25 protein-coding genes are annotated in these 25,658 nt (G+C 65.5%); 6 read left to right on the top strand and 19 right to left on the bottom strand.

Going from position 1 to position 25,658, the window contains the following annotated elements; translation table 11 throughout:
* Window positions 1-20: 20 nt before the first annotated feature.
* The 17 genes from BKA03_RS05925 to hrcA form a co-directional block, all read right to left on the bottom strand.
* Window positions 21-878, bottom strand: a complete 858-nt coding sequence (locus tag BKA03_RS05925) for a MurR/RpiR family transcriptional regulator (RefSeq protein ID WP_062075326.1) — start codon at window positions 876-878, stop codon at window positions 21-23.
* Window positions 856-1,686 carry a phosphonate ABC transporter, permease protein PhnE gene (phnE, locus tag BKA03_RS05920; protein WP_062075325.1) on the bottom strand — a complete coding sequence of 277 codons (831 nt, stop codon included), beginning with the start codon at window positions 1,684-1,686 and terminating at the stop codon, window positions 856-858. The genes BKA03_RS05925 and phnE (BKA03_RS05920) overlap by 23 nt, the downstream gene beginning before the upstream one ends.
* Entirely contained in the window at window positions 1,683-2,486 is an 804-nt protein-coding gene (gene phnE, locus BKA03_RS05915) for a phosphonate ABC transporter, permease protein PhnE (protein WP_062075324.1), read from the bottom strand. The genes phnE (BKA03_RS05920) and phnE (BKA03_RS05915) overlap by 4 nt, the downstream gene beginning before the upstream one ends.
* Window positions 2,486-3,313, bottom strand: coding sequence for a phosphonate ABC transporter ATP-binding protein (gene phnC, locus BKA03_RS05910; protein WP_062075323.1), 828 nt, complete (start codon window positions 3,311-3,313; stop codon window positions 2,486-2,488). The genes phnE (BKA03_RS05915) and phnC overlap by 1 nt, the downstream gene beginning before the upstream one ends.
* Before the next feature lie 11 nt (window positions 3,314-3,324).
* Complete coding sequence (locus BKA03_RS05905) at window positions 3,325-4,359, bottom strand: phosphate/phosphite/phosphonate ABC transporter substrate-binding protein (RefSeq protein WP_062075322.1); 1,035 nt, start codon at window positions 4,357-4,359, stop codon at window positions 3,325-3,327.
* A gap of 1 nt (window position 4,360) precedes the next feature.
* Window positions 4,361-5,071 (bottom strand): HAD family hydrolase, encoded by a 711-nt coding sequence (locus tag BKA03_RS05900; protein ID WP_062075321.1) that lies wholly within the window; start codon window positions 5,069-5,071, stop codon window positions 4,361-4,363.
* 145 nt (window positions 5,072-5,216) lie between these two features.
* Window positions 5,217-5,963 carry a DNA repair protein RecO gene (gene recO / locus BKA03_RS05895; RefSeq protein WP_062075320.1) on the bottom strand — a complete coding sequence of 249 codons (747 nt, stop codon included), beginning with the start codon at window positions 5,961-5,963 and terminating at the stop codon, window positions 5,217-5,219.
* Window positions 5,964-6,013: 50 nt separating this feature from the next.
* Entirely contained in the window at window positions 6,014-6,427 is a 414-nt protein-coding gene (locus BKA03_RS05890; protein ID WP_202965743.1) for a GNAT family acetyltransferase, read from the bottom strand.
* An 81-nt stretch (window positions 6,428-6,508) separates the two neighbouring features.
* On the bottom strand, window positions 6,509-8,251 hold the full coding sequence (leuA, locus tag BKA03_RS05885; RefSeq protein ID WP_062075319.1) for a 2-isopropylmalate synthase: 1,743 nt from the start codon (window positions 8,249-8,251) through the stop codon (window positions 6,509-6,511).
* Between the two features lie 152 nt (window positions 8,252-8,403).
* Window positions 8,404-11,898, bottom strand: a complete 3,495-nt coding sequence (locus tag BKA03_RS05880; RefSeq protein ID WP_062075318.1) for a 1,3-beta-D-glucan phosphorylase, GH149 family — start codon at window positions 11,896-11,898, stop codon at window positions 8,404-8,406.
* A gap of 103 nt (window positions 11,899-12,001) precedes the next feature.
* Window positions 12,002-12,907 (bottom strand): GTPase Era, encoded by a 906-nt coding sequence (gene era / locus BKA03_RS05875; RefSeq protein WP_062075317.1) that lies wholly within the window; start codon window positions 12,905-12,907, stop codon window positions 12,002-12,004.
* On the bottom strand, window positions 12,900-14,228 hold the full coding sequence (locus BKA03_RS05870) for a hemolysin family protein (protein WP_062075316.1): 1,329 nt from the start codon (window positions 14,226-14,228) through the stop codon (window positions 12,900-12,902). Before BKA03_RS05870 ends, era begins: the two co-directional genes overlap by 8 nt.
* Window positions 14,225-14,677 carry an rRNA maturation RNase YbeY gene (ybeY, locus tag BKA03_RS05865; RefSeq protein ID WP_062075315.1) on the bottom strand — a complete coding sequence of 151 codons (453 nt, stop codon included), beginning with the start codon at window positions 14,675-14,677 and terminating at the stop codon, window positions 14,225-14,227. Before ybeY ends, BKA03_RS05870 begins: the two co-directional genes overlap by 4 nt.
* Window positions 14,674-15,723 carry a PhoH family protein gene (locus BKA03_RS05860; RefSeq protein WP_202965742.1) on the bottom strand — a complete coding sequence of 350 codons (1,050 nt, stop codon included), beginning with the start codon at window positions 15,721-15,723 and terminating at the stop codon, window positions 14,674-14,676. Before BKA03_RS05860 ends, ybeY begins: the two co-directional genes overlap by 4 nt.
* Window positions 15,708-16,046, bottom strand: a complete 339-nt coding sequence (locus BKA03_RS05855; RefSeq protein ID WP_062075314.1) for a histidine triad nucleotide-binding protein — start codon at window positions 16,044-16,046, stop codon at window positions 15,708-15,710. The genes BKA03_RS05860 and BKA03_RS05855 overlap by 16 nt, the downstream gene beginning before the upstream one ends.
* Before the next feature lie 81 nt (window positions 16,047-16,127).
* Window positions 16,128-17,252 (bottom strand): molecular chaperone DnaJ, encoded by a 1,125-nt coding sequence (gene dnaJ / locus BKA03_RS05850; protein ID WP_062075313.1) that lies wholly within the window; start codon window positions 17,250-17,252, stop codon window positions 16,128-16,130.
* A complete protein-coding gene (gene hrcA, locus BKA03_RS05845; protein WP_062075312.1) occupies window positions 17,249-18,256 on the bottom strand; it encodes a heat-inducible transcriptional repressor HrcA in 1,008 nt (335 codons plus the stop codon). Before hrcA ends, dnaJ begins: the two co-directional genes overlap by 4 nt.
* A 105-nt stretch (window positions 18,257-18,361) precedes the next feature.
* On the opposite strand from hrcA, the gene BKA03_RS05840 reads away from it, so the two are divergent.
* The 3 genes from BKA03_RS05840 (at window position 18,362) to BKA03_RS05830 (ending at window position 19,609) form a co-directional block, all read left to right on the top strand.
* Window positions 18,362-18,718 carry a magnetosome magnetite crystal formation protein family gene (locus tag BKA03_RS05840; protein ID WP_062075311.1) on the top strand — a complete coding sequence of 119 codons (357 nt, stop codon included), beginning with the start codon at window positions 18,362-18,364 and terminating at the stop codon, window positions 18,716-18,718.
* Window positions 18,711-19,079 (top strand): DUF4870 domain-containing protein, encoded by a 369-nt coding sequence (locus BKA03_RS05835; protein WP_062075310.1) that lies wholly within the window; start codon window positions 18,711-18,713, stop codon window positions 19,077-19,079. The genes BKA03_RS05840 and BKA03_RS05835 overlap by 8 nt, the downstream gene beginning before the upstream one ends.
* A gap of 89 nt (window positions 19,080-19,168) precedes the next feature.
* Entirely contained in the window at window positions 19,169-19,609 is a 441-nt protein-coding gene (locus BKA03_RS05830; RefSeq protein WP_062075309.1) for a DUF4870 domain-containing protein, read from the top strand.
* A 35-nt stretch (window positions 19,610-19,644) separates the two neighbouring features.
* On the opposite strand, the gene hemW is transcribed toward BKA03_RS05830, so the two are convergent.
* A complete protein-coding gene (hemW, locus tag BKA03_RS05825) occupies window positions 19,645-20,862 on the bottom strand; it encodes a radical SAM family heme chaperone HemW (RefSeq protein ID WP_062075308.1) in 1,218 nt (405 codons plus the stop codon).
* On the bottom strand, window positions 20,862-22,712 hold the full coding sequence (lepA, locus tag BKA03_RS05820; RefSeq protein WP_062075307.1) for a translation elongation factor 4: 1,851 nt from the start codon (window positions 22,710-22,712) through the stop codon (window positions 20,862-20,864). The genes hemW and lepA overlap by 1 nt, the downstream gene beginning before the upstream one ends.
* A 133-nt stretch (window positions 22,713-22,845) precedes the next feature.
* On the opposite strand from lepA, the gene BKA03_RS05815 reads away from it, so the two are divergent.
* The 3 genes from BKA03_RS05815 to rpsT all read left to right on the top strand — a co-directional run bounded on the left by BKA03_RS05815 (window position 22,846) and on the right by rpsT (window position 25,583).
* Complete coding sequence (locus tag BKA03_RS05815) at window positions 22,846-24,600, top strand: putative bifunctional diguanylate cyclase/phosphodiesterase (RefSeq protein ID WP_152649559.1); 1,755 nt, start codon at window positions 22,846-22,848, stop codon at window positions 24,598-24,600.
* Window positions 24,601-24,681: 81 nt separating this feature from the next.
* Complete coding sequence (locus BKA03_RS05810) at window positions 24,682-25,242, top strand: type II toxin-antitoxin system PemK/MazF family toxin (RefSeq protein ID WP_062075384.1); 561 nt, start codon at window positions 24,682-24,684, stop codon at window positions 25,240-25,242.
* An 80-nt stretch (window positions 25,243-25,322) separates the two neighbouring features.
* Window positions 25,323-25,583 (top strand): 30S ribosomal protein S20, encoded by a 261-nt coding sequence (gene rpsT, locus BKA03_RS05805; RefSeq protein ID WP_062075305.1) that lies wholly within the window; start codon window positions 25,323-25,325, stop codon window positions 25,581-25,583.
* Window positions 25,584-25,658 lie beyond the last annotated feature (75 nt).

The raw sequence follows: 25,658 nt of genomic DNA, 5'->3' as shown, positions 1-25,658 counted from the left end.
GAATACCGGGGCGGTCGCCGCTACTCCCGGAGGCTGTCCGAAACGACCGACAGAGCCGTCGACCTCGCGTCTCGCGCGCGCGGCCCGCGATGCACGACCAAGGCCTCTACCAGCGCCTCGACGACCAGCGTCATCGCCGCCCGCGACGTGTGCACCAGTTCATCCTGGAAGGACTCGCTTACGGGTGGCACTATGACCGCGATCGTGGCGCGTGACACCAGCGCCGACCGGGCGAATCCCGTCACGGCCACCACGGTCGCGCCCGCCGCGGCCGCCGCGTCGACGGCGTCAAGAGTGGAGCGGTGGGCACCCGATCCCGAGATAGCCAAGAGCACACAGGACTCGTCGAGGTGGCTTGCCGCGATTCGCTGAGCAAGCGCGTCGGGCAGATATTCGATGGGCCTACCAGCCGCGGTGAGTCGCAAGGCCACGTCAAAGCCGAGCGGTGCCGAGAGACCATTGGCGGAGATCACCACTCGAGTGGCCCCGTCAAGGGCCTCCACACAAGCGTCCACCACGTCTGCGGTGAGCGTGGCTGCCATGTGCGGCACGGCCCTCGCAAAGTTGTCCATCATGGTGCGGACGACGCCGAGGCTTCCCTCGTCACTCACCACGGGGACCGTGTCTATCGCCCGCTGGCGTGCTAGGGCCACACGGAGTTGCGGGTAGCCGTCGTACCCGAGCGCTTGGGCGGTGCGCACCACCGTGGCACGACCCACGCTCGCGACCTCGGCCAGTTCCTGAGCCGTCAGGTCAACCGCGCGGGCGACGTCGGACGCGATGACTTCGGCGACCCTGCGCTCGCTCGGTTGGAGCGAAGGCGTCAGGGCCGCAATGCGCGCCGTCGGCGAGGCGTCAGACGCTCCTGTCCACGTCACGTACGGTCGCCCCCTCCATGATCCTGCGCCTGATCGCACCTGATATGGCATCGATGCTCATCGTGATCACGATCACCACGATAATCAGCACTCCCACGGTATCCCACTGGCGATATTGCGTGTAGCCCGTCAACATGTCGCCGATCCCACCAACGCCAATGAGCCCCAAGATGGCCGATGTGCGCACGTTGATCTCGAAGCGGTACAGCGCGAGCGACATCAACTCGGGCGATGCCACGGTCCACAGGCCCCACCGAGCCACCTCAAGCACGTTTCCTCCGCACGCCTTGACGGCCTCCGCGGTGCCATGCGACACCGACTCGATCGTCTCGTACGTCCACTTGCCGTGCGTCCCGATGCCGCCTATCGCGAGCGCGAGAGCTCCGGTGAAGGGGGTAAGCCCCGTCACCGTCAGGATGATGATCGCGATGATGATCTCGGGGATGGCACGGAGGACGGCGAAGAGACCACGGAGCGGAAGCCGGAGCCACCAGGGACCAACGCCCGCCGCGGCCGGAATTCCCAGCACCGTCGACACCACCACGCCGAGTAGTGCGCCCACCCACGCCATCGCGACCGAACGCCAGGTCTGGTAGAGCGCCTCGGGAAGCTTGGACCAGTTGGGGTCAGCGAACATGAGCGCGCCGTAGTGCCCCAGGCGTGACGGCAGGGTCGCGAGTTTCTCCCAAGCGATGCCGAGGTTCCAGAACGCCGCGACCAGCAGGATTCCCACTGCTATCGAGGCGATCTGCACCACCACGCGGCTCGGCCTGGGAGGTACCCGGAAAGAGATGGCGGGTGCAGTCATCTCAACCTCTTTCGCAGGGCGTTCGAAATCACTTCGATGACAATCACGACGACGAGGATCTCCAGGATGATGGTCCCCAGCGCGTCGTAGCGGTAGAAGCCACGCACCTCGTCGATCAGGCGCCCCAGCCCGCCCGCGCCCACGATGCCGAGGATGGCAGATACGCGAACGTTGAGTTCGAGCGAATACAACACCTGACTGCCAAACATCGGCCATATCTGCGGCAGGGTCGTGAGCCTGTTGATCTGGGCCTGCGTGCCGCCCGCCGCGCGGCCCGCCTCCATGTACGAGGCATCGGCGGAGTCCACCGCTTCAGACACCAACTTGACCACGATGCCGAGGTCGAACAGCACGAGCGTGATGATGCCGGGCAACGTGCCCACACCAATCATTGCGACGAGGATCGTCGCGTACACGAGGTCAGGCACGGCGCGCACCACGTTGAGCACCAGGCGCACCACACGGCGGCTCCCCACAAGGGGGTTCGAGGGGCGCGCGGCCCAAAGCGTGAGCGGGACGGCGAGCGCCGCAGCGATACCGGTGCCGATGAGAGCCATCTCGAGGGTCTCCAGCAGGGGCTTCCACGTGCGCGGGAGTATCGAAAAGTCGGGGTGAAAGAGCTTGGCGATGCGCTCCGCCCCATTGCCCCAATTGCGCGCGATCGCGTGCAGGTCGATGTCGACACCGCCCAGGGTCGGCAACGTCGTGAGCACGGTGATCACCGCCACCACACCCGCGATCACGGCAATGCGCGGCCACACCCGTGGCCGTGGCGGCAGCGACAGTTCGGCCGCCGACATCAGCGACCCGTACTGTCTCGGGGCTGAATGGACCGACCGTAGATAGCCTCAAAATCGGCATCCGTCGCATCCCCGGCGAGGCCGTCGTATACCAGCTCTCCTCCGCGCAAGCCGATCAGGCGTGTGGTGTATTGACGAGCGAGGTCGATGACGTGGAGGTTGACGAGCACGGTGAGGCCCCGCTCTTGGTTAATCCGCAGCAGGTCCGACATGACGGTGTGCGCCGTGGGCGGGTCCAGGCTGGCCACGGGCTCATCGGCGAGCATCACGGCGGGCTCCTGACTGAGAGCTCTCGCGATAGCGACTCGCTGCTTCTGGCCACCCGACAGTGCCCCCGCTCGACCCCACACTTTTTCAAGCATCCCCACCGAATCGAGCGCCCGCATCGCGATCTCGCGATCCGTGGCACTGGGGAGCCCCAGCATCGTCCGCCACGTGGGAGAGTGCGCAAAGCGCCCTACCAAGACGTTGTGATAGACGGAAGCCCGATCGGCGAGGTTGAAGCTTTGGAAGATCATGCCGATGTGGCCACGCAAGCTGCGCAACGACCTTCCGGACAGGTCGTTCACGACGTGAGTACCCACGGTGACCGTTCCCGATGTCACAGGCACAAGCCCGTTGATGGTCCGGATGAGCGTCGACTTTCCTGAGCCAGACAGGCCCACGACGGCCACCATCTCGCCGGGCGCGATGTGGAGGGAGACGTCCTTGAGAGCGACCACCCCGTTCGGGTAGCGCACCGTCACGTGGGACAGGTCGATAGGCCACGACACGGAGGCCGGAGACGTTGCCGCCCCGACCTCCGTGCGTCGTGCGTGATCAGTCATGAGGGACTTTCCTACTTGCTGAAGCGAGCGTTCACCTGTCGCGCCAGGTCGATCGCTGTCGGGTCGGCAGGCACCCACGCGGTCTGGCCAAAGATGTTCTTCAGCGTGTCCGGGTCGACCTTGGAGAAGCCTGCCATGAGGGTAGTGATTTTCTCACGAAGGTCGGCGGGCACGTCCTTGCCGACCACGACGCCGCCGTTCGGGTACATCTGCGACAGACCGAAGACCACAACCTTCGAACCGATGTCAGGCACCTCGGAGGTCTTGATCGCCGAGCGGGCGTCCCAGTAGGCGAATCCGACCTCGGCGTCGCCGTTGTAGACCGCCATGACCAGGTTGTCGTTGCCGGTCACGGGGACCTGTTCGAGGTCGTCGACCTTGATACCGAGCTTCTCGAGCGCAAGCACCGGAAGCTGGTACCCAGCCGGGGAGGTGGTGTTGCCGAAGGCGACCTTGGTTCCCGGCGTGATCTTCTTCAGTGCATCGACCGCGACAGGGCCGACGCCGTTGTTCTGGGTGGCGTCGGCGACGCCGTTGCAGTAGAGGTACTTCTCACCGTTGGCCGCGTACGTGGCCTCCACAGGGGCGTCGGTGCAGTACTTGCTGGCATTGGCGATGTTGGTGAAGAACTCCGAGGCATAAGATGACGCTCCGTAGCGCACGTCCTGTAGGACAGGGAAGGCACCGCACTGGTCCTGAGCCGCCGCGAGCGAGCCCGCGTCGGCGATAGCGATCTGTGCCTGGCCTGCGCAGACGGCCTCGACGGCGGCCTGGTAGTCCTTGGTGACAACGCCCTTGACCTTGATTCCGAGTTCCTTGGACAGGTAGTCGGTGAGTGGCGCCGCGGAGGTGACCAGGTCGTTGACCTGCTCGTTGGGGATGAGTGCAAGCGTGATTTCGGACGGCCAGTTGGAGCCGGCCGCGGATGTGGTGGGGGCCGCGGAGTCGCCCGCGGAGGTGTTGGTCGCGCCGGCGTTGGAACTGCAACCCGCCAAGGAGAGGAGGGCGGCGGCCACCACGCCGGTGGTGATCATGGTCTTGCGCATGCTAGTGGTGCCTTTCGTGGGTTGGTCCGGTGCCGGTCGGCACAGGCGGAGCGGGAGGGAGAATGCCCGCCCACGTCTTGATGGGGAGATACAGCTCGGGAAGAGTCCGTGCGGCCATCGTCACCTGGCCGGAGAAGGTCCGCCATGTAGGACCAACGAGCGCGGTGCTCGCCCCCCTGGCGGCCGCCGGCTCCAAGTCGTTGGCGTAGACATCGCCGACGCTCAACACCCGGCCGTGCTTCATCGCGTCGGCGACGATCGAGGACAGGCCATCGGGCTTGCCGACTGACGTGTGGTGGCTAGTCAGGACGCCACTCACCCCGAGCATCTCGAGCGCCTCGGGTAGGCGTGTCGCGGGCGCATTAGTGGCCAAGACAACGTCAGCAACGGTGAGCAGATCCTCGAGGAACTCGGCAAGCCCGTCTGGAGCCGTGATGGGAACGGATTCCGTCGCCAGGCGCTCGCGGCTGCGCTCATAGGCGCTCGTGAGCGTCGCGCCGCTGACCCCTCGCTCATGTGCGACGTGCCTGACTACGTCGTAGCCGTCGATGAATTCCGACTCGCCCGCCTCGAATGAGGCCAGGTGAGCGGCGACCGCGGCGACGATGTCTTGATCGCCGACGAGTGCGGCAACCTCCCCGGCGTACGCGTCGACGGGCCCGGAGCCCACCGTGAGCGTTCCGTCAAAGTCAAAGATCACCGTCGTGCTCACGCGCCTGTCTCCTCTAGTACATGGACAATGCGTCCAGACTAGAGGGCCAATTGGGACGGTATGGCCACGATCAGGTTAACTTTTGAATAATTCTTGGGGAAGAGTTCCACGCTTTGTCACCGGCACCTGCCCCCCGCCTGCGGTGTCACGGCCCTTCGGATCCACCCCGGTCGACGTGGCCCAACGACCTCACCTGGCGTTCCAGGTGAAACTGCACGTACGCGGCAACGAGACCGGCCGCCTCGCGCCGATGCCTGGCGTCGGAGGCGTCGGACGTGGCCCAGTCCCCCGTGAGGAGCGCGGCGAGGAGCGAAAAGGTCTCTGGTGCGGGCGCCGCAGACCCTGGTGCTCTGCAGTTCTCACACGTCGCGCCGCCGCCCGACACGGCGAAGGCCCGGTGCGGCCCTTTGGCCCCACACGTCGCGCACACATCGAAGCTGGGGGCGTAGCCCGCGATAGCGAGCGCGCGCAACAGGAACGAGTCGAGCACCAGACCCGCGTCGTGCTCCTTGCGGCTGAGGGTGCCGAGCGCACCGTGGAGCAACCGGTAGTTCTCCCTCGCGGGTTCCTTCTCTTGGGCGACGATCGTGTCGGTGGTCTCCACCATTGCGGTTGCCGCCGTGAACAGGGCGTAGTCCTCCGCGATACGCCTCGCGTAGGGCTCGCGCATCTCGACCTGGCTGACGATGTCGAGGTTGCGGCCCTCGTAGAGTTGGACGTCGACGAGCATGAAGGGCTCCATGCGCGAACCGATCCTGCTCGTGGTTCGCCGCACCCCCTTGGCAACCGCGCGTACCTTGCCGTGATCGCGCGTCAGCATCGTGACAATCCGGTCGGCTTCACCCAATTTGTGGGTGCGCAGCACGATCGCATGGTCGCGGTAGAGGGGCACGGTTCATTGTCCCCCGCGTCACCGTCGTTGCCTGATCCCCGCGCGGGCCGTCAGAACAGCAGGCCGAACGACCGTGCGTCATCCTCTTGCCACCCCAGGGCCTCGTAGAACGCGATCAAACCAGCGTTGCCGCCGCGCACCTGAAGGTTCACCTTGGGACAACCCAGTGCCCGCAGCTCGCCCATCGCGTGGAGTACCAGGGCCTTCGCGATCCCTTCACCGCGGCGCGCGGGCGTCACTGCGAGGTGATAAATCCAGCCCCTCACCCCGTCGTAGCCGGCCATCACCGCGCCGACGACCGCGCCATCGGCCGCCACCCAAAACAGTTCGGCGTCCCTTGCGATCTTGCGCGCGATCATCTGCGGTGGATCGTTGCGCGCAGGGTCGTTCGGGAAGGCGTCGGCCCATAGCGCCACCACAGCATCGGTGTCCTCGACGGCAAACCGCCGTATCTCCATCGTCATCTCGCACCCCCTGATGTCCTAGCTGCCGAGCGTGAGGGTGGCCTCGGAAGGCGTCCCGGGCGCGCGTGCGCGCAGTGAACTCTAGCGACCCGCGCGGTTCACGGCCGAAATGATGGCCTTCAGCGTCGCCGTGGTGATCGACGGATCGATTCCGACGCCCCACATGATGTCGTCGTCGATCTGGCACTCGACGTAGGCGGCTGCCTTGGAGTCCCCGCCCGATGTCAGGGCGTGCTCGGTGTAGTCGAGCACCTCCACCTTGACTCCCCTCGTGCCGAGCGCTGCCGCAAACGCGTCAACGGGTCCATTGCCTGACCCCTCGATTGTCACCGGCGTCCCGCCATCGACGAGGTCTGCCGCGAGAGTGTCCGGCCCGACATCGGACGATGTCGCCCTGGTGCCCTGAAGCGCGAAGCGGCCCCACGCATGCCCGGGGTCGGTCGCGGGCAGGTATTCGTCCTCGAAGATTTGCCAGATGTCGGCGGCGCTCATTTCGACGCCCGATGCGTCGGCCTCACGCTGGACCACGCGCGAGAACTCGATTTGCAGGCGCCTGGGGAGGTCCAGGTGATGCTCCGCCTTGAGCAGGTAGGCCACGCCACCCTTGCCGGACTGCGAGTTCACGCGGATCACGGCCTCGTAGGAGCGGCCCACATCGCGCGGGTCGATCGGGAGGTACGGCACTCCCCACAGGAGGTCGTCGACCGACACGCCCTGCTTGGCGGCATCTGCCTCCATGCGCTCGAGGCCCTTCTTGATGGCATCCTGATGAGAACCGCTGAAGGCCGTGAAGACGAGGTCTCCGCCCCACGGGTGGCGCGGGTGCACGTCGAGCTGGGTGCAGTATTCGACGGTGCGACGGACGTCGTCGATGTTGCTGAAGTCGATCTTGGGGTCGATGCCCTGGCTGAACAGGTTCATGCCCAGCGTGACCAGGTCCACGTTTCCGGTGCGCTCGCCGTTGCCGAACAGGCAACCCTCGATGCGATCGGCACCCGCCATGTATCCGAGCTCTGCGGCCGCCACCGCGGTGCCTCGGTCGTTGTGCGGGTGCAGGCTCACCACCACGGAGTCGCGGTAGGCGAGGTGCCTGCACATCCACTCGATCGAGTCGGCGTACACGTTGGGCGTCGCCATCTCGATCGTCGCGGGCAGGTTGATGATGACCTTGCGGTCGGGGGTGGGCTTCCACACGTCGAGCACCGCGTTGCACACGTCGACCGCGTACTCGAGCTCCGTACCCGTGTACGACTCCGGGCTGTACTCGTAGAAGACCTTGGTGTCGGGAATGAGCTCTTCGAACTTCTGGCACAGCATCGCGCCGTGCGTGGCGATGTCCCTGATCTCGTCCTTGTCGGCGCGGAACACGACATCGCGCTGCAGAATGGACGTCGAGTTGTACAGGTGCACGATGGCATTCGGGGCGCCGCGCAGGGACTCGTATGTGCGCTCGATGAGGTGCTCACGCGCCTGAGTCAGGACCTGGATCGTGACGTCGGCTGGAATCTTGTCCTGCTCGATCAGCGCGCGCACAAAGTCAAAGTCGGTCTGGCTCGCACTGGGGAAGCCGACCTCGATCTCCTTGTAACCCATCCTCACGAGCAACTCGAAGAGCCGCATCTTGCGTTCAAGGTTCATCGGCTCGATCAGGGCCTGGTTGCCGTCGCGCAGGTCCACGGCGCACCAACGCGGAGCCTTGTCAATGCGCTTGGTTGGCCACGTGCGGTCGGGCATGTCCACGGTGAATTGCTCGTGAAACGGGAGGTACCTGTGGATCGGCATCTTCGACGCCGTCTGCTCGCCGCCGGTGTAGTAGTCGCTCATGTCTGCTGCTGTCCTTCTCTTGCTGGTGCCTTCGTGTGGAGGAGCCGGCACAACAACCACCGCGACGAGGATTCGGCCTGTTTAGGCCTCGTCGCGGCGACCAAGAAGGAGCGAGAGTGCACGCATATCCACACCCTAGCCGATGCCGACCGTCAGTCGGCAAGTCCCAGCGACACGTCCAGGCGTGAAATCAGGCCCGTGCGATCGAAGATTGCCGCCGAGTCGGCCCGGTCAAGGCTCAGCCCGTCAACACTGTTCGTATCGTCGCCAAGCGTGACCAAGATCCCCGCCGCACCGCCACGGTGGAGCACCACGGGCACCTGGCACAGGGTGAAGCCCATCGTGCCAGCCTCCAGCGCGACAGTGCGATTCTCCCCATCCAGGCCTACGTAGGCCAGCGACGAGGGCGCGTCAAGAAACTCCTCGACACGCACGACGCGCGGCTCGAAACGGACCATGCCGTCGGCCACGACGATGCCCATCTCGCTTGCGCGCGTGATGAGGTCTTCCTTGACCTGGCCCGTCATCCCCGGCTGCTGCACGCCCGAGAAGCTCGGGGTGTGTGAGTAGGGATCGGTCGGCACTGCGCCGTATTCGGAAGGCGACTTGTGGACGCCGATGCCTTCGCGGATCTGGCCGTAGTGGACCTCGAGGCGCTCCATGGCGGCCGCGCCCGCCCCGGCCTGCAGCGCACCGAGGCGCGCCTCGTCCACGGCGAGGAGAAGCTTGGAGACCATGTGCCAGTAGATCGATCCGAGACCCTCGTACTTGTAGAAGGTCCCCGAGCGCCCCGTGAAGGAAGCGTGCTGGAACACGGCCTCATAGATGTCAAGGACCTGTGCCCTTTCCTCGGTCACGAGCGAGCCGTATTCGCCGTCGCCGTCGCCGTCGCAGTCGCCGTCGCTGCCAAGCGCAGCCAACGCCTCGCGCAGGAACTCCGCGTTGCGGAACGCCGCGTTGAAGTGGACGTCGCCATCGACATCGCGAGAGACGATGCGCGAGTCGCCCCGCTCAAGCATCGCGCTGAGAAGCGCCGAAGCCGCCAGCTCCTCCGCGCGCAGCGTGTTCTTCTCGAGAAAGTGCGGGAGCTCGTGATCTGGGTACAGGGTGTAGCTGTTTTGGTCCGCGCGGTACAGTTCGCTGGAGCGCAGAGCGTCGAGTAGCTCCGCGACCTCTCCGGCCTTGAGGAGTCCGCAACTGAGCACGGCCACCTGGCCCTCGAGCATCTCCTTGAGGTGCGTGATCGCAATACCGTCGTCCGACACCCGCATGATGTTGTACGAGTGGTAGAGGCCGTCTTCGCGGCGATTGGTGGCGATCGTGTGGTCGGCGTGACGCAGCGCAACCTCGATGAAGCCGCGAATCTCCACCACCGCGACCATGGCATCGACCCCGCGAGACGCCGGGTCGTAGGCACTCGCGCGATGCGCGGTTCCTGCCGCCCCGAGGCGATCCAGCAGAGCCTTGCGGCCGCCGTCCGAGATGGCGCCCGCTGCGTGAGATCCATTCGCGAGGTCGGCGTGATCCTCGAAGGCCGCGGCGACCGCGCGCAGGAACCGGGCGACCGGCGCCGAAATCTCGACCTCGTCGAGACCCGAGGCCGCAAACTGCTCATCCAGGAACGCGAGGTAGCGACGCAAATGGCACAGCGTCACCATCGACACGCCGTTGCCGACGAGGGCGTTGTTCGCGTCGTTCCACTCGGGGCGCTGCGTGTTCATCCAGATCCCGCCGCCGGGAACGAAGTTCGACAGCTTGGACAACGCCACAATCAGCAGCTTCTCGGTGAGGTTGGCGCGCAGCAGGTCACCGTCGGCACCCAGGACCGCCTTGCCGTCGGAACCGATGCGTTCCGCTCGCGCCATCGCCGCGTCGTTCACGGCTTGGTCGAAGTCGATCGTGTCCCTGGGGTCGCGCAGGAGGTCCTCATATGGCAGGATGCGGTAGGGCACGTCGGCGAACGTGAACACCTTGCGCGTCAGCAGCGGGGTGAGGCTGCCGGGGCGGTAACGGTCGGCGACCTCGAGCAGGCGCAACAGGTAAATCACCTGGTGGTCGCCCCAATAGCCGATGTTCGACCACTCGTCCGCGGGATTCATCACCTCCCACTCGTAACCCTCGCGCAGCACGCGGTAGGGGTTGTAGCCGTCGACGGTCGACGAGTCGGCGAACTTGAAGAGCATGGCCTCGACGAAGTCGGGGTACGAGAGCGCGAGCGCCTCCCAGTTCTGGAAGATGTCCCGCCAATTGCCTTGGTAGTTCAACATCGGCTGCCCCTGGGCGTCCTTGAGGCGAATCGAGAAGGAGTTCCACGGCCGGCTCGGGTCACCGTGACGGCGGCTGAAGGACAACGGCAGGTACTCCGCGGCAAGACGCTCCAGGTCGACGTCGCCCACGCCCGCCACCCGCTCCATCAGGTCGTCGCGGGTCAGCGATGCGGGGAGGGCGTCAAGGAAGCCCGTGTGGCGGACGCCAACGGGGGCGTTGGTCTTGGCAAGGTACGCGCGCAGATCATCGCGTGAGACCACGTAGCCGTGGGCGGGGATTCCGCCCCGCATCGCGTTGAACAGTGTGTTGGCGAAGTGGCGCCACACGCTCGGTTCGTCCGCCGTGGCCTGCAGCCCGTCCGTCTCTCCGACGATGCGCACAAGGTTGGCGGTGCCGCGCTTCACGTCGGCCAGGACCCGGTCTTTGACCCCCGGCGCGGCCACGTCACGCATGAGGGACCGCACGCGCGAGGCGTCGAGTTCGACCTCCGCCACGACAAGCCAATCCGCCGACTCCCCCGGTGCAAGTTCGAGCGACCCAGAGACCAGATAGGCACCGCGGCGTCCACGAATGTCCGTCTCGGCCGTGACCGACGCACCTTGGCGGAAGGCGTCAACTTGGATTTCGGAGAGCAGTACCTTCGCCGATGCGAGGCCCGTCGTCCAAGCCACGTTCACCCTCAGCGCCTCGCTGGGTTCCGCGGTGTCCACCGGAATCGAGCTGAGGCGGTACAGCGCGAGGTCCGTGCCGTCGGCCGTCTCGGTGCGCTTGTAGCCGTCGACGAGCGTGCTGAATTCCAGTTGAAAGCGTCGACTGATCCCGGAGGGAAGGATGTTGCGAATGCCGTCGAGAAGCTCGACGGAGGCATCCGTCTTAGCGGTGTTGAGAATCTCCGATTGGCGCACGAAGCCATACGCGTCGCTGTTTGACCAGGAGTAGCGGAACACCAGGCCGAGGTCGTGGTTCGTCTCCTCGAAGAGCACGCGGTTGCCATACACGCTCTTGTAGAGCGCACGTTCGGAGCGGTATAGGCCCTGTTGGCGCGTCGAGAACGGCTCCCACAACATCGTCCGTCCACCGCGAGTCACGCGCAGGACGCTGATCGAACCGGTGGTCTCGGACGCATCGTGAATGCGGTCGTCGGTGTAGTACGGAAACAGGGCATTGTCAGGGTCTCGCCGACCGGCCGTGAGTCCACCGTTGCTCGACAGGAACATCCAGTGGTCCGAATCGCTCACCACGCTCATGAAGAACGGGCTCATGCGGTCGTAGTGGCCGATGCGATAGAACCGCTCGCCCGCAAGGTCGACGAGTCGACCTTCCACGTCGTCGCCGCGCGCGCCCTCCTCATCAGAAGTGGTCACGAGTCCGTCCGTCATTGCACGCCTCCCCAGCGGGGTTTTTGGTCACGCCAGTGTAGGGATCATGACACCGTGAGAGCGCGATCACAAGTCCCGGCGGAACCGGTTCAACCTGTGCTACCTAGAACCCCATGCGCCCCAACTGCTTGGGATCGCGCTGCCACTCCTTAGCAATCTTGATGTGCAGGTCGAGATACACCTTGCGGCCGAGCAGCCGCTCGATTCCCGCTCGCGCCTCGGCACCGACGGCCTTCAGTCGCTCGCCTCCGTGGCCGATGATGATGCCCTTCTGGCTGTCGCGCTCCACATAGAGCTGCGCGCGGATGATGAGCAGCGGCCTGCGCGGATCGTCTTCCGCCTGCGGGCGCTCCTCCATCTCCTCGACGATGACCGCGATCGAGTGGGGAAGCTCGTCGTGGACGCCCTCGAGCGCGGCTTCCCGGATGAGCTCCGCGATCATGACGTCCTCGGGCTCGTCGGTGACCTCACCCGTCGGGTACAGCGCCGCCCCCTTGGGCAGGTGCTTGATGAGCACGTCCGTCAAAACGTCCACCTGGATGCCCTCGACGGAGCTCACGGGGACAAGGTCAATGAACTCGCCGAGTTCGCTGACCTTCATGAGGTGCTCCGCCACGCGGTCGCGAGACACCTTGTCCACCTTGGTCACGATCGCGACGACGGGGGCCTTGGCCTGCGCCAGTTCGCGCGCGATCCACGCGTCTCCTGGGCCGATCTTCTCGTCGGCGGGCAGGCAGAAGCCGATGACGTCCACCTCGGCAAACGTCTCTCGCACCACGTCGTTGAGCCTCTCGCCCAACAGCGTGCGCGGCCGGTGAAGCCCGGGGGTGTCAACGATGATGAGTTGGGCATCGTCCCTGGTAATAATCCCTCGGATCGCCCTGCGCGTGGTCTGGGGGCGCGACGACATGATCGCCACCTTCTCCCCCACCAGCGCGTTCATGAGGGTCGACTTCCCCACGTTTGGCCGGCCAACGAAGGCCGCAAATCCACTGCGGTGCTCAGTCATCTTCGCCCGCCTTCCTGCGGCCAGAGCCGCGAGTGCTGCGCGGGCGAGCGGTTGCCGCCTCGTCTTCGTCGCCGACGTTGTCGTCGGCTTCCTTTTCCACCGTGAGCCAGGTGAGCCTACGCCTTCTGCCCTCGGCCCGTTCGGCGAGCAACACCAAGCCGTGCGCCGTCGCCCTCGACCCTGGGATCGGAACCTTGCCGAGCGCCTTGGCGAGCAGGCCCGCCGCGGTGTCGACATCGTCCTCGTCGATCTCGATGTCGAAGAGCTCGCCAAGGTCGTCGAGGGAGAGCCTTGCGGGCACGCGGTAGCGCCCGCCCCCGAGGTAGGAGACCTGCGGTTCCGCCCTGTCGTGCTCGTCGGTGAGTTCACCCACGATCTCCTCGAGGGCGTCCTCGATCGTGACCAGGCCTGCGACTCCGCCAAACTCGTCGATCACGATCGCCATGTGGAACGCCTCGCCCTGCATCCGCCGCAACAGATCATCGGCGGGCACCGACTCGGGAATGAACTCGGGCTCGCGCATCAGGGTGTCGACGGGCTGTTCGATCGCGTCGGCGGTGTCCCACGTCGCGCGCACCACGTCCTTGAGATAGACCACGCCAAGCACGTCGTCGACGCCATCTCCAATCACGGGAATCCGCGAAAAGCCCGAGCGCATGAACAGCAGCATCGCCTTTCGCGCGGTCGCGCCGGTCGCGATCGTGATCATGTCGGTCCGGGGCACCATGACCTCGCGCGTCAGTGTGTCGCCCAGATTCACCACGCCGCGCAGGAGTTCGGCGTCTTCGTCCTCGAGGGCCCCCTGGGCCTGCTCCACGAGGTCCTCGGCCTCGGAGAGCGCGCGAATCTGCAGCGCGGGAACGATGCGCCGAATAGGCGTCGACAGGGCGATGAGCGCCACGCCAAGAGGAGCGAGCACCTTCAGGGAGTCTTCCGGGTGGCTCCTCCCCAGCTGGCGAGGACCCGCGCGCACGAGAAGCAGCGAATACGCGGCTGCCAAGGCCATCGTGATCAACGCGACGACCCAACCCGGCCACGACAACTCGACTCCCCATGTCCACGCGAGAACGCTCCACGCCACCAGTGCGACGGCCTCGAGGGACGCGTAGACGACCGACGCGGCGTTCGAGGTTTGGTGCGCATCGCGAGCGAGCCGCGCCGCGCTTGTCGGCCTGCCGTCCTGCCGCTTCGCCTCGGCCATGACGCGCTCGCGCGCGTAGGGAAGCTGCTCGAACGCCGCCACGATCGCATGCATCACGGCGGCCCCGATCAGGCTCGCCACCCCGAAGGATACGAGGAGCGCGACGGCGGTGCCGCTCATGACCTCTGCGCGAGGAAGGTCAGGAGAAGCCTGCGCTGCAGTTCGAACATCTCCTTCTCCTCATCAGGCTCGGCGTGGTCGTAGCCGAGCAGGTGCAGGATGCCGTGGGTCGTGAGGAGCAGCATTTCCTCCTCGGCGGAGTGGCCCGCGTTCTTGGCTTGACGCGCGGCCACTGCGGGGCACACGACGATGTCCCCGAGCAGTCCTGCAGGGGTGGGTAGGTCGGACGTTCCTGGCCGCAATTCGTCCATCGGGAAGCTCAACACGTCGGTGGAGCCTGGCTCGTCCATCCACTTGACGTGGAGCTCCTCCATCGCGGCCTCGTCGACGAACAGGATGGCCAACTCGGCGTCTGGCGCGACGTGCATCTCGCCGAGGACGTACGCGGCGAGAGCGGCGAACTCGGCCTCGTCGAGCTCCGCATCCGTCTCGTTGTTGACGTCGATCATCTGTCGCCTCCTTGGCGCGGCAAACGCCGCTTTTGGCCGTCTGTTCTAGAGCGTTGAGGTGCGGCCGCGTGCGCGGCATCGCTGCGTTCGTAGGCGGTGATGATGTCGCTCACGAGCCGGTGCCTCACGACGTCTTGGGCCGTGAGCTCACAGAACCCGATGTCGTCCACACCCATGAGAATGTCGCGAGCCGCGCGCAGACCAGACTGCGTTCCACCTGGTAAATCCACCTGGGTAATGTCGCCGGTCACGACCATCGTCGACCCGAATCCCAATCGAGTGAGGAACATCTTCATCTGCTCGCGCGTCGTGTTCTGGGCCTCGTCGAGCACGATGAAGGCATCGTTGAGAGTGCGGCCACGCATGTAGGCCAGGGGCGCCACCTCGATGATTCCCGCCTCAATGAGCTTGGGAATCGACTCGGGGTCGACCATGTCGTGGAGCGCGTCGTACAGCGGACGCAAGTACGGGTCAATCTTTTCGGACAAGGTGCCCGGCAGGAACCCCAAGCGCTCCCCCGCCTCGACGGCCGGGCGCGTCAGGATGATCCGACTCACCTGCTTGGACTGCATGGCGGCGACCGCTTGGGCCATCGCAAGATACGTCTTGCCCGTTCCCGCGGGGCCGATACCGAACGTGATGGTGTGGCGCTCGATCGCGGCAACATATGCGGCTTGACCCTCGGTCTTTGGCCTGATCGTGCGCCCTCGCGAGGACAGGATCGACCTCGCCAACACGGCCACGGGTCGCTCTTGCTGCGCGGCGGTTGCCTCGCCGATGATCCGCATGGACTCGCGCGCTACCTCGGGGGTGAGGGACACTCCTGAGGCGACCATCAATCTCAACTCGTCGAGGGCCGCCGAGCACGCGGCGACCGCGGCATCGGGGCCTGACAACGAGATCTGATTGCCGCGCACCAAGACGTTCACGCCGGGGAATGTCCTCTCGACCTCGGCGAGAACCGAGTCCCCCGCACCGAGGAGCCCAAGCATCACCGCGGCATCGTCGATCTCAAAGATGCGAGATGTGCTCACGCGTCCTCCCATGCAAGATGCTTGCCGCCCATGACGTGGGCGTGCGCGTGGAAGACGGACTGTCCCGCCGCCTCACCCGAGTTGAAGACGAGGCGAAACTCACCGCCGCACTCGGCATCGGCCACCTGTTGGGCGACGGCAACCATCTCCGCGAGAACATCGGGAATCTGTGCGGCGGCCTCGGTGACATTCGCGACGTGGGTCTTGGGGACGACGAGGACGTGCACGGGCGCCTTGGGTGTGATGTCACGAAAGGCAATCACGCGGTCGGTCTCCGCGACCAGGGTGGCGGGGATCTCACCAGCGACGATGCGGCAAAAGAGGCAGTCGGTCATGGCTCTAGCGTATGGCCAGTGCCCGACCACGGGCGCATGGACCACGAGACCATGCGTGCGCTCATGCGCAGCGCCTCGCCATCAGGCCCTGCCCAGGAAGGCGTCCTTCAGTCGTGCGAAAACACCACCGCCGATGGGCGCCAGCCGCGCCTCGGCGAACTCCTCGCCGCGAAGCACGGCGAGCTTGCGCAAGAGCTCAGACTGCTCATCCGTCAGTTCATCGGGCGTCAGGATGTCGAGGTGCACGTGAAGGTTGCCGCGGCCCGACCTCTGAAGCTTGCCCACGCCAAGACCCTTGAGCGTGACCGTCGCGCCCGCATGAGTGCCCGGCTTGATGTCGATTTCCTGGGGACCGTCGAAGGTCTCGACCGTGGCGACGGTACCCAGAGCGGCCGCGGTCATCGGCAACTCGATCGTGCAGTGCAAGTCGTCTCCCCGACGCTCGAACGTCTTGTGTGCGCCTTCGCGGATTTCGACATAGAGGTCACCGCGCGGCCCGCCCCCAGGCCCCGCGTCGCCCGAACCGGACATCCTGATGCGCGTGCCCGTCTCCACCCCGGAGGGAATGTCAATCGGGACGGTGCGACGTTCGCGCGACCGGCCCTGCCCCGAGCAATCGGTGCAGGGCGATTCGATGATCGAGCCGTAGCCACCGCAACGCGGGCATGGCGCGGTGGTCATGACCTGGCCGAGCAGTGACCTGGCGACGCGTTGGACCACGCCGTTGCCGTTGCACTGCGGGCAGGTCGCCGGCTTCGTCCCAGGAGTACAGCACGTGCCACCGCACGTGGTGCAGGTCTCGGCCAGGTCGACGGTCACGTCGTGGCGGACCCCGAAGACGGCCTCTTCGAGACTGATCTCGACCTCGACAAGCGTGTCCCCGCCGCGCTGCGTGCGGGATGCGGGTCCCCTGCGCGAAGAGCCACCCATCGCGGAACCGAAGAAGGTCTCGAAGATGTCCTCAAAGCCGAATCCGGCGCTCGCTCCGCCATTCGAAGAACGAGGGTCGACGCCGTGGTCGAACTGGGCCCGCTTGTCGGCATTGCCCAGCACCTCGTAGGCGGCCGCGACCTCCTTAAAGCGCTCCTCGCCCTCTGGCCCCGCGACGTCGGGGTGCAACTCCCGCGCGAGCTTGCGGTAGGCCTTCTTGATTTCAGACTCGGACGCGTTTCGCGCCACGCCTAGGACGGCGTAGTAGTCCTTCACGCTTCCACCACTTTCGACAAGTAACGGGCGACGGCCCTGACCGCAGCCATCGTGCCCGGATAATCCATGCGGGTCGGCCCGAGCGCCCCCAACAGGGAGGGAGACTCAAGATTCCCGTAGCCAGCGGCCACAATAGACGTACCCGCGAGCGCACCGTAACCGGTCTCCGAACCGATGCGGACGGCCACGGGTCCCTCGGCTGCCATCTCGTGCAACAACCGCAACAGCACTACCTGTTCCTCAAGTGCGTCAAGAACCGAGGTCACGGCGTCGGCACCCAAGTCGGAGCCTGCCCGTGTGAGGTTGCCTGTCCCCGCGAAGACGACCCTTTCGACGGTGCCGCCGCGCGCCGCGCTCGACACCACCGATGCCAACTCGGCAATCCACGGGGACGAAGGATGCCTGCCCGCCCATTCGGCGAGTTCGCGGTCAAGAGGCGCGGGCGTCAGCCCTGCGGCGATCTCATTGACCTCCCTGGCAACGCGCTCAAAGTCCTCATCCGCAAGGTCTCGCGGGACGACGAGCGACGCCTGCTCGACTCGGGCATCGGCGCTCACGACGACCGCGAGCGCGCGCTCTGGCGCCATCCGCACGAGCTCGACCCTGCGAACAGGGCTCTCCCTGAGCGACGGGTACTGCACGACCGCGACCTGGCGAGTGAGCTGACTCAGCAGCCTGACCGACCTCTCAACCACGTCATTCAGGTCAACCGCATCGGACAAGAACGTCGAAATGGCGCGCCTGTGGCTGTCCTGGAACGCCGCGGCCGCGAGCAGGTCGACAAAGTAGCGATACCCCTTGTCGGTGGGGATTCGCCCGGCCGACGTGTGGGGTTGTGCAATCAGGCCGTCCTCTTCCAGCGCGGCCATGTCATTACGAATAGTCGCGGGCGAGACTCCGAGCGAGGAGTTTTGGGCAAGGGCCTTCGAGCCGACCGGCTCGTGGGTCGCCACATAGCCTTCGACGATGGCGCGTAATATCGCCTGCCGTCTGTCTTCGCTCATGACGCCTCCCGCTGGCACTCGCGGTCTGTGAGTGCCAATCTTAGCCCGGTGGCTCGGCCTCGTCGTGATGCCGGCGCCCGGTAGGGTGACAAACGGAGGACGCCGATGACCTACACCGCCCACGAGGGACCCGACACCGCGAAGGCGGGCGCCGCTCATTTGGGTGCCGTCGTGGGGCCCTTCATCCCCCTCGCCGTCTATTTCGCGGAGCGCGACCGCGACGAGTTCGCCGCAGGCGAGGCGTCCAAGGCCGCACGCTTCTCCACGGTGTTGCTGGCCGCCTTCCTCGCCGCAACTGCCGTGAGATTGTTCGTGCCTTTGGTGGGCTTTCTCGGTACATTGGCACAGTGGGTAATTCCCGTCGTGGCGATTTACTTCTGTTTGGCAGGCTTCAAGCTGGCGCGACGGGGAGAACCTTCAAACTATCCGTTCCAATTCAAAGTGGAGAAAACTGATGACTGAGATGCCCCAGCCCCCCGCAGCGCAACCCGCAGCACCGCTGTCCGACAGCGACGCTCGCCTCTATGTGACGCTTGCACACGTAGGCAACATCCTCTTTCCCGGTCTTGCGCCGCTCATCATGTGGCTCATTGGCAAGGACAAGAGCTCGTTCGTCAACACCGAGGGCAAGGAGGCCCTGAACTTTGGCATCCTGCTGGTGATCGCCTACATCGCGGGAATCATCCTCACCGTGATCCTCATCGGAATTCTCGTGATCCTGGCGGCATGGATCATGTCGATCATCTTCGGCATCCAGGGAGCGATGAAGTCCAACAAGGGCGAGAGCTACCGCTACCCGTTCAGCCTTCGCCTCATCAAGTAATTCTCAGGGTTTTACCCTGACCTACCTCGGGGCTCCGCATCGGTCATACGGCCGATGCGGAGCCCCGAGTGTTTTGCGACACTAGTCACATGAACGACACCAACACGCCTCCCACGGGCCCGCCCCAACCTGGCGGCCCCTACGTCCCCGTCGCCCCCGCCCCGATGCTCGAATCCGAAGCGCGCACGTGGGCCATGCTGGCTCACATCATCGCGGCCGTTGCCTCGGTGATGAGCGCGGGCACGATCGCGTTCGTCGCGCCGCTGATCATCTGGCTCCTGTACAAGGACCGCAGCGCCCTCGTGGCCTTCCACGGCAAGCAGAACCTCAACCTGCAGATCACGACGCTCGTGTTTGGCGCGGGCGCCGTGGTGTTGGGCCTGGTGCTGTTCATCGTCGGCCTTGCCATCACACTGCCGCTGTGGGGGCTCTACGTGCTGTACGCCTTCATCATCTCGATCGTGGCCGGCGTGAAGGCCTACAACGGCGAGTACTTCCGGATCCCGCTGTCGATCAACTTCATCAAGTAGGTCCCAGCACAACGCTCGCGTCTAGGTTTACTCGGCTAGGGCGCCAGTTCCCTGATCACGGCATCGGCGAGCAGGCGCCCTTTGCGCGTCAGCACGACTCGTCGCCCGGGCCCCACCGCCGCGTGGCCGTCGACCAATCCAGCCGCCACCAGTCCCGCCACCGCGGCCCTGCGCTGCGAGGGCACGGCGTCGAGTTCCAGCCCCTCTGCAAGGCGCACGCCGAGCATGATGCGCTCCAGGACGACGGCGTCGTCGTCGAGCTCCTCGCGCTCCTGGGCCGGGTCGTCCCCGTCCGCTAGCCTCCGCGAGTAGGCGAGAGGGTGCTTCACGTTCCACCACCGTGTGGCGCGGATCGCCTCTCCGGTGGCGCCGACGCGCGGGCCCAGGTATGAGTGCGCGCCGGGGCCGATGCCCCACCAATCCTCGCTACGCCAATACGCAAGGTTGTGTTGGCACGCGTCGGCGGGAGTGCGCGCCCAGTTGGACACCTCGTACCAGGCATAGCCCGCGGCGGCGAGAGCGTCGTCGGCCGCCTCGTACATGTCGGCCTGGGTGTCGGGGTCGGTGGGGGCGATCTCGCCCCTGCGCAGCTGGCCGCCCATGCGGGTGGCGGGCTCGATCACGAGCGAATACGCGCTCACGTGGTCGGGTGCGAGGGCGATCGCGGTGTCGAGGCTGGTGCGCCAGTCGGCGAGCGACTCCCCCGGTGTGCCGTAGATCAGGTCGAGGCTCACCGCGAGCCCCGCCTCACGTGCCCACCCGACAGCGCGTTCGACGTTGGCGGGGTTGTGCGTGCGCTCCAGGGTCGCCAAGACGTGCGGAACGGCGGACTGCATGCCGAAGCTCACGCGCGTGAATCCCGCCGCCGCGAGGGCGGCGAGGGACTCTCGCGACACGGAATCGGGGTTCGCCTCGGTCGTGACCTCCGCGCCTGCGGCGATCCCCCAGGTCTCGCGCACGCCGTCAAGCAGCCTTGCGAGCGCCGCCGCATCGAGCATTGTGGGCGTTCCGCCGCCGAAGAAGACGGTCGAAGCGGGGCGCGGGTCCTCGCCCATCACGCCGCGGGCGAAGCCCATCTCAGCCAGTGCGGCGTCCACATATCCCTCGCGGGTCGCGCCCTCGACCTCGCCGGGCGCGTAGGTGTTGAAATCGCAATACCCGCAACGGACCGAGCAGAAGGGGACGTGAACATAGACGCCGAAGTCGCGCTCTGGTTCAGGCGCAGATGCGGGGGCGGCGGCCGCGTCGGCCACTACTTCTTCTTGCCCTTGTCCGAGGCATCGTCCGACGTACTGAGCGCGGCGATGAACGCCTCCGGCGGGACCTCAACAGAGCCGATGTTTTTCATGCGCTTCTTACCGGCCTTCTGCTTCTCGAGCAGCTTGCGCTTGCGCGAGATGTCGCCGCCGTAACACTTGGCGAGCACATCCTTGCGCATGGCCCTGATGGTCTCGCGCGCGATGATGCGCGAGCCGATCGCGGCCTGGATCGGCACCTCGAACTGCTGGCGGTCGATCAGGTCCTTGAGTTTGCCCACCATCGACAGCCCGTACTTGTACGCCGCGTCCTTGTGCACCACGGCGCTGAACGCGTCGACGGGCTCGCTCTGCAACAGGATGTCGACCTTGACCAGGTCTGCCGCCTGGTCGCCATCGGGCTCGTAATCGAGGGAACCGTAGCCACGCGTGCGCGACTTGAGCTGGTCGAAGAAGTCGAACACCACCTCGGCGAGCGGGAGCGTGTAGTGCATCTCCACGCGGGTCTCGCTTAGGTAGTTCATCGTGCCCATGGTGCCGCGGCGCTCCTGGCACAGTTCCATCACGGTGCCGATGAACTCGCTCGGCACCAGGATGGTCGCCTTCACGATGGGCTCGCGCACCTCATTGATCTTGCCGTCGGGAAACTCCGAGGGGTTGGTGACGGTGAAGATCTTTCCGTCCTCCATCTGGACCTCGTACACCACGTTCGGCGCGGTCGAGATGAGCTCGAGGTTGAACTCGCGCTCGAGCCTGTCGCGCACGATCTCGAGGTGCAGCAGTCCCAAGTAACCGCAACGGAAACCAAAGCCGAGCGCCACCGAACTCTCGGGCTCGTAGACCAGGGAGGCATCGTTCAGCTGCAGCTTGTCGAGCGCATCGCGTAGGAGAGGGAAGTCCGAGCCGTCGAGCGGGAAGAGCCCCGAATAGACCATCGGGCGCGGTTCCCGATAGCCAGGGAGCGACTGGGTGGCCCTGCGGGCCGCAAGGGTGACGGTGTCACCCACCTTGGACTGACGCACATCCTTCACACCCGTGATGAGGTAGCCCACCTCGCCCACGCCAAGGCCCTTGGTGGGGACCGGCTCGGGGCTGATGACGCCGATCTCGAGGAGGTCGTGCGTAGCGTGCGTCGACATCATCGCAATCTTCTCGCGCGGCTTGAGAGCCCCGTCTATCACGCGCACGTACGTCACCACGCCGCGGTAACTGTCGTAGACGGAATCGAAGATCATGGCGCGCGTCGGGGCATCGGCGTCGCCCACGGGAGCGGGGATGTCCCTCACGACCCTGTCGAGCAGCGCGCCGACACCCTCGCCGGTCTTGCCACTGGTGCGGAGGACATCGTCGGCGTCGCAGCCGATCAGTTGCGACAACTCGGCCGCGTAGCGATCCGGTTCGGCCGACGGGAGGTCGATCTTGTTGAGCACCGGGATGATCGTGAGGTCGTTCTCCATGGCCAGGTACAGGTTGGCCAGCGTCTGCGCCTCGATCCCCTGCGCCGCGTCCACGAGCAACACCGCGCCCTCGCATGCGGCGAGCGAACGCGACACCTCATACGTGAAGTCGACGTGGCCAGGCGTGTCGATCATGTTGAGGGCGAAGGCCTTGCCCTCGACGTGCCACGGCATGCGCACCGCTTGCGACTTGATAGTGATCCCACGCTCGCGCTCGATGTCCATGCGGTCGAGGTACTGTGCCCTCGCCGCGCGCGCGTCAACGACGCCGGTGATACCAAGCATTCTGTCCGCCAACGTCGACTTGCCATGGTCGATGTGGGCGATGATGCAGAAGTTGCGAATCAGGTCCGGCGAGGTGGATGACGGTTCAATGGAGGATGTGGGCACGAGTGGTGGAACTTCCTTCGACGATCTGCGGGGTCTCTATCGTCCCATGACGCGGGGTTCAGGTATTTCGCATTGTGCCGATAGTGAGAACGTTCCCCGATAGTGTCGGGCAAGGGTGAACCGAGGAGGAGACGTGGCAAAGGGTAGTGACATGTTTGCGCTCACCTTCAGGGACTCCCCCATTGGCATGGCGCTTCTTGATTCGTCAGGCCAGTATGTCGAGGTCAACGACGCCTTCGGCCGCATCCTTGGCAGGCCTGCCGACCACTTCAGGGGCCGTCACTTCGGCGAGTACACCCACACCGACGACCTGCCCAGGGACATCGAACTCATGGCGCAACTCTCCCGAGGTGAGTTGCCGTTCTACCAGGTACATAAGCGCCTGCTCCATCGGGAAGGCGACACGATCTGGGCCCGTGTAACGGTGTCAGACACGGTCGCAGAAGAAGACCCCCGCGGCCACCACTACGTGGCGCAGGTCGAAGATGTCACGGAGATCCGCCGCGCGCGCGACCTGCTCGAACGCCGTGCGCTCTACGACCACTTGAGCGGACTCGCGAATCGCACCCTGCTGATGGAACGCCTCGAGCGGGCCCTAGAGACCCACGAGCCTCGCGCCGCAACCGTCGCGTGCATCTTCTTGGATGTCGACCACTTCAAGATGGTCAACGACTCCTTGGGCCACGACGCAGGCGACTCGCTCCTCGTCGAGATCTCGCAACGCATTCAGGACGCGGTCCGCAGCGCCGACACCGTCGCGCGGCTTGGCGGGGACGAGTTCGTCGTCGTCCTTGAAGACGTCATGGACATCGAGTCGGCCACCGCCGTCATGCACTCCATCACCGACGCCATCCGCCAACCCTTCACCATCGGCGTGCACGAGCTAGCGCCCACCGTGTCCGCGGGCCTCGCGATGGCCACTCGTGGGATCACCGCTGAGTCCCTCATCCGCAACGCCGACATTGCGATGTACGCCGCCAAGCAAGGCGGTCGCGACCGCGCGGAACTGTTCGACGCCTCGATGCGCGAAGTGGCGATGACGAGGCTATCCATCGAGTCGGAGTTGCGTACCGCCATTCGCGACGGAGAGCTCGTCGTGTACTACCAGCCCGTCGTCGACCTGGAGACTCGCGAAATCGTCGCCTTCGAGGCGCTCGTGCGCTGGCAGCACCCGCAACGCGGACTGCTCCTTCCCGACGAGTTCATCCCCATTTCCGAGGACGCCAACCTGGTGATTCCGTTGGGCGCCATCGTGCTTCAGGAGGCGTGCAAGTTCCTGGTCGACCGCCCGCACTTCACGGGACGCGTGTTCGTCAACGTGTCGACGCGCCAAATCGGCACCGCAGATCTGAGCCGGGTCGTGCGAGACACTCTCGCCGCCACGGGGGCGAACGCGAGGCAACTCGGGATCGAAATCACCGAGTCCGGAATGCTCATGGCGACCGCCGCCGCACGCGCCGACCTGAAGGCCCTCGTCGACATGGGCATCGAGCTCATCCTGGACGACTTTGGGACCGGATATTCGTCACTGTCCTCCGTGCTGCAGAATCCCGTCGCGGGGCTCAAACTGGCACGCGAATTCACGTTGAGGCTCGGCGACAAGGGCACAGGAGACCGCATCTCGACCGCGGTCGCCGCGCTCTCCAGGTCACTCGACATGTTCGGAATCATCGAAGGCATCGAGACCGAGGCCCAGTTCGCGATGGCCCGTCGCCATGGCTGGCCGCTCGCCCAAGGTTTCCTCTTTGGCCACGCCGTGCCCCCCTCCGAAATTGCCTTGGGGCTTCCCGAGGCACCGACCCCCGCAATCGACCCGGTCGAGCCTTCCGACTTCGACTCAGACCTCGCGGTCCAGCCGTGGTGGGCTCGATCGGCGGCAAACTACTAGGACGAACTGGCCTCGCGGTGAACGTGGGCCGTGGGCGCGACTCGCCTGTGCTGGGCTCGTCACCTTGTACGCTCGGTCGTCATGGACCCGGTTTTGGCTGTCGCGCTGATCGTCGTTGTCGGCGCACTATCGGTGCTCAACCGGTCCAAAAAGCGCCGCGGCTCGACCAGGCCACCGCGCCGCACTCGACCACGCCCTGACAATCGACAAAAGCCCGGCTCCACCACCCGATCAGGGAACGCGAGGCGCCGCGCATATCCGGGAGACTTCACCGGAACCGTGCGACCCGAGTACTCCGCTGCGCTAGACGGCAAGGCCGACCCCGGCGAAATCGTGTGGACCTGGGTGCCGTTCGAGGATGACCCGAACCAGGGCAAGGACCGCCCGGTTCTGGTCATCGGCAGGGACGGAAAATGGTTGCTGTCCCTCATGCTGACCTCGAAAGACCATGACCGCGACGCCGCAGACGAGGCCCGCTGGGGCCGCAGGTGGCTGGACATTGGCGCAGGTACGTGGGACCGTCAAGAGCGTCCGAGCGAGGTGCGCCTCGATCGCGTCATCAGGGTTCACCCCGACGATGTGCGCAGAGAAGGGGCAATTATGGCCCGACCCCTGTTCGACCGAATCACGCGCTCGCTCTAGGCGGGCCATCCTGGTATGCTGTCAAACCGTGTGCGCGCATCCGCGACGCACGACCCTCGTCGTTAAACTCAAGGATTCTCGTGGCAAACATTAAGTCCCAGATCAAGCGCATCGCTACGAACGAAAAGTCGCGCCTGCGCAACGTTGCCGTTAAGTCGGAGCTGAAGACCCACGTCCGCAAGGTCCGTGAGGCCATCGCCACCGGTGACAAGGTAAACGCTGAGGTCGCGTTCAAGAAGGCGTCCGTCAAGTTGGATAAGGCCGCCTCGAAGGGCGTCATCCACGAGAACCAGGCCGCGAACCGCAAGTCGGCGCTCGCCAAGCAGGTCGGCGCGCTCTAGTCGTTATCCGATGCAGCTGACCCCGCCGCGGCGGGGTCTTTTGCATATCGCGGCGAAGCGGGTCTTGAGGCCCGG

The sequence above is a fragment of the Demequina lutea genome, assembly GCF_013409005.1.
Classification (GTDB): domain Bacteria; phylum Actinomycetota; class Actinomycetes; order Actinomycetales; family Demequinaceae; genus Demequina; species Demequina lutea.
The sequence above is the reverse complement of the archived record's forward strand: the minus strand, read 5'-3'. Positions and strand labels throughout refer to the sequence as shown.

Coding starts and splice junctions, on each gene's coding strand:
- phnE (WP_062075325.1), bottom strand. CDS start 1,686: ATGACTGCACCCGCCATCTCTTTCCGGGTACCTCCCAGGCCGAGCCGC.
- phnE (WP_062075324.1), bottom strand. CDS start 2,486: ATGTCGGCGGCCGAACTGTCGCTGCCGCCACGGCCACGGGTGTGGCCG.
- phnC (WP_062075323.1), bottom strand. CDS start 3,313: ATGACTGATCACGCACGACGCACGGAGGTCGGGGCGGCAACGTCTCCG.
- BKA03_RS05905 (WP_062075322.1), bottom strand. CDS start 4,359: ATGCGCAAGACCATGATCACCACCGGCGTGGTGGCCGCCGCCCTCCTC.
- BKA03_RS05890 (WP_202965743.1), bottom strand. CDS start 6,427: ATGACGATGGAGATACGGCGGTTTGCCGTCGAGGACACCGATGCTGTG.
- leuA (WP_062075319.1), bottom strand. CDS start 8,251: ATGAGCGACTACTACACCGGCGGCGAGCAGACGGCGTCGAAGATGCCG.
- BKA03_RS05880 (WP_062075318.1), bottom strand. CDS start 11,898: ATGACGGACGGACTCGTGACCACTTCTGATGAGGAGGGCGCGCGCGGC.
- era (WP_062075317.1), bottom strand. CDS start 12,907: ATGACTGAGCACCGCAGTGGATTTGCGGCCTTCGTTGGCCGGCCAAAC.
- BKA03_RS05870 (WP_062075316.1), bottom strand. CDS start 14,228: ATGAGCGGCACCGCCGTCGCGCTCCTCGTATCCTTCGGGGTGGCGAGC.
- ybeY (WP_062075315.1), bottom strand. CDS start 14,677: ATGATCGACGTCAACAACGAGACGGATGCGGAGCTCGACGAGGCCGAG.
- BKA03_RS05860 (WP_202965742.1), bottom strand. CDS start 15,723: ATGGGAGGACGCGTGAGCACATCTCGCATCTTTGAGATCGACGATGCC.
- BKA03_RS05855 (WP_062075314.1), bottom strand. CDS start 16,046: ATGACCGACTGCCTCTTTTGCCGCATCGTCGCTGGTGAGATCCCCGCC.
- hrcA (WP_062075312.1), bottom strand. CDS start 18,256: ATGAGCGAAGACAGACGGCAGGCGATATTACGCGCCATCGTCGAAGGC.
- BKA03_RS05840 (WP_062075311.1), top strand. CDS start 18,362: ATGACCTACACCGCCCACGAGGGACCCGACACCGCGAAGGCGGGCGCC.
- BKA03_RS05835 (WP_062075310.1), top strand. CDS start 18,711: ATGACTGAGATGCCCCAGCCCCCCGCAGCGCAACCCGCAGCACCGCTG.
- BKA03_RS05830 (WP_062075309.1), top strand. CDS start 19,169: ATGAACGACACCAACACGCCTCCCACGGGCCCGCCCCAACCTGGCGGC.
- BKA03_RS05810 (WP_062075384.1), top strand. CDS start 24,682: ATGGACCCGGTTTTGGCTGTCGCGCTGATCGTCGTTGTCGGCGCACTA.